The 3,310-nt window shown below is 69.1% G+C and carries 2 protein-coding genes; both read right to left on the reverse strand.

All coding sequences use genetic code 11. The annotated features are described in order from the left end of the window. Positions 1 to 47: 47 nt before the first annotated feature. Positions 48 to 2,066, reverse strand: coding sequence for an elongation factor G (fusA, locus tag AC27VN_RS36620; RefSeq protein WP_490879807.1), 2,019 nt, complete (start codon positions 2,064 to 2,066; stop codon positions 48 to 50). A 719-nt stretch (positions 2,067 to 2,785) separates the two neighbouring features. Next, positions 2,786 to 3,310 (reverse strand): winged helix-turn-helix domain-containing protein (locus AC27VN_RS36625; RefSeq protein ID WP_490879808.1); only part of this gene is annotated, 525 nt, incomplete at its 5' end.

Here is a 3,310-nt window from a genome sequence, read left to right on the forward strand (position 1 = left end):
GATAGACGAAAAAAAGGGCGACCCTCGCGGGTCGCCCTCTGGGGCCGTCAACGTTTCACGAGGGCGGCCATTTCGCCCGCGGGCACCACGGCGTAGTGGTCGAACTGCATCGCGTACTGCGCGCGGCCCGAGGACAGCGCGCGCAGGTTGCCGATGTAGCCGAACATCCGCGCCAGCGGCACATGGGCCTCGACCACGATCGCGTTGCCGCGCATCGCCTGGCCGCGCACCATGCCACGCCGCCGGTGCAGGTCGCCGATGCAGTCGCCCACGTGCTCGGCGGGCGTGGTCACTTCCACGGCCATCACCGGCTCGAGCAACTGCGGTCCGGCCTGCGCCGCCGCTTCGCGGAAGGCCGCGGCGGCCGCGAACTCGAAGGCCATCGCCGACGAGTCGCGTTCGTGGTGGCTGCCGTCGAGCAGCGTGGCCACGAAGTCCACGCAGGGATAACCGGCCAGCACGCCCGATTGCGCGGCACGGCGGATGCCGGCCTCGATCGCGGGGATGAACTCGCGCGGGATCGCGCCGCCCACCACCCGGTTCTCGAACGCGATGCCTTCGCCGCGCCCGCGCGGGGCGATGCGCAGCCTCAGCTCCGCGAACTGGCCCTGGCCGCCGTTCTGTTTCCTGTGCACATGGTGCACCTCCGTTTCCTTCGATACCGTTTCACGGCAGGCGACCTGGGGCCGTCCCACCGACACTTCGACGCCGAAGCGCTCGCGCAGCTTCTCGATCGAGACCTCGAGCTGCAGCTCGCCCATGCCCGACACGATGGTCTGGCCCGACTCGGCGTCCTGCCGCAGCCGCAGGCTCGGGTCCTCGCGCAGCAGCACCTGCAACGCCTTCGCCAGCGCCTGCTGGTCGGCCTGCGCCTTCGGCTCGATCGCGACGTGGAGCACGGGCTCGGGCACGCCGATCTGTTCGAGCTGCACCGGATGCTGCCGGTCGCACAGCGTGTGGCCGGTCAGCGTGTCCTTCAGCCCGACGATGCCGGCGATGTCGCCGGCCACCAGTTCGTCGCGTTCGATGCGGTCGCCCGCCTGCACCTCGTACAGCCGTGCCGCGCGTTCGATGCGGCCGGTGGTGGCGTCGAGCATGCTGTCGCCGCGCCGCAACCGGCCGCTGTAGACACGCACGAACACCATCGCGCCGTGGTCGTCGCTGGCCACCTTGAACGCCAGCGCCGCGAACGGCGCCTGCGGATCGCAGGGCAGCGCCACCTCACCGGGCTTCGGCAGCCAGTCGACGATGGCGTCGAGCAGCGGTTCCACGCCGCGGTTGCGGAAGGCCGAGCCCGCGAGCACGGGCACGAAGGCACCGGCCAGCACGCCCTTGCGGATGCAGTCGCGCAGCACCTCGGCCGGGAGCTCCTCGCCGTTCAGGTAGGCCCCCATCGCGGCCTCGTCCTGCTCGACGGCGAGCTCCACCAGCCGCGCGCGCTGTTGCAACACGGTGGCCATCAGCTCGGCGGGCACCTCGGTCACGCGGTACGGCTGGCTCGCATCGTCGAGGTCCCAGACCAGCGCGCGCAGGCCCAGCAGGTCGACCACGCCGCGGAAGTCGCCTTCCGCGCCGATCGGCCACTGCACCGCCACGGCCTTCACGCCCAGGCGTTCTTCCATCATCGCGACCACGCGCGGGAAGTCCGCGCCCAGGCGGTCGAGCTTGTTGACGAAGGCGATGCGCGGCACGCGATAGCGGTCCGCGAGGCGCCAGTTGGTCTCGGTCTGCGGCTCCACGCCGGCCACGCCGTCGAACACGACCACGGCCCCGTCGAGCACGCGCAGCGAGCGGTTCACCTCGATGTTGAAATCGATGTGGCCCGGCGTGTCGATCAGGTTGATCTGGGTCGCGTTCCACTGCAACGTGATGGCGGCGCTGCTGATGGTGATGCCACGCTTGCGCTCCTGCGCATCGAAGTCCATGCGCGCGGTGCCGCGGCTCACGTCGCCGATGCGATGGCTCTCGCCGGCGTAGAACAGGATGCGTTCGGTGGTGGTGGTTTTGCCGGCGTCGACGTGGGCAATGATGCCGATGTTGCGCAGGTTCCTGGGTGTGTGGGTCATGGCGAATCTTTCTTTCTCTGGCTCGAAGCACGGCTTCGAGAGCCTGGTGGGCATGTGCCAGCCCCCAGGCGGAAAGGATTCGCCTGAGGGCTAGCGACGAACGGTGTCGTGCAATCTGCTGATGCGGCGGCCGGAGCCCGGGCGCACGGAAGCCACGCTCCGGCGGAGGCGAATCGTGGCGATCAGCTTGTCGTAGGTACGCATGGCGATGAAGAAGAAGTGAGAGGCGGAAAAGACAAAACCCCGGAGGACAGGCCTGCCGGGGTTTTCAGTACCGGAAGGCGCAACGCCTTCCGAACGCGATCGAAGGCGATGTCAGGTGGCGGTGAGGCCGGCTTCGATGGCTTGGGTGAATTTCATGGTGGGGCGGATTGTGGGTGTGCTCTTCGATCAAGACAAGCCTTGTTGTCTGGCTTGTTGGTCGGATGCCACTTTACGGACTGGGACGGGCTCACGCCGACGGGGTACTCCCCTCCGCGAATGTCCCCCGCCTTCGGCTCCTCCTTTATTTCGCTGCGGGGAGTACCCCATCGACGTGAGCCTGGACACGGCCGTCGAACCGGCTGCACCACCGCTACGCCCACGTGCACAGGGCAGTGGGTGCTTCCCGCAGCGAAATAAAGGAGGAGGCCGAAGGCCGGGGGACATTCGCGGAGGGAAGTACCCGCTGTCCTGTGCACGCGCCCCGACTCGTCATCGGGTTTCAAGAAAGACGCGCCCTACACGACCAGCCGATACCCCACCGCAGTCTCCGTCAGCAGATGCCGCGGCTGCGCCGGATCGTCCTCGAGCTTCTGCCGCAGATGCCCCATGTAGATCCGCAGGTAGTGGCTCTGGTCCGTGTGCGACGGCCCCCAGACCTCGCGCAGCAGCTGGCGCTGCGTCAGCACGCGCCCCGCGTTCGCGGCCAGCACCGACAGCAACCGGTACTCGGTCGGCGTGAGATGCACCTCGGCACCCGCGCGGCGCACGATGCGCGAGGCGCGGTCCAGCTCGATCTCGCCGAAGCGGAACAGCGCCTCGGGCACCTCCTCGCTGCTGGCCGCGCGCGGGCGCCGCAGGTTGGCGCGCACGCGCGCGAGCAGTTCGCCGGTGCCGAAGGGCTTGGTCAGGTAGTCGTCGGCGCCGGCGTCGAGCGCCGCGATCTTGTCGGCCTCGTCGCTGCGCGCCGACAGCACGATGATCGGCACCGCCGACCAGCCGCGCACGTCGCGGATCAGCGAGACGCCGTCGCCGTCGGGCAG

It is taken from the genome of Variovorax sp. 20P10.2.4, assembly GCF_058244205.1.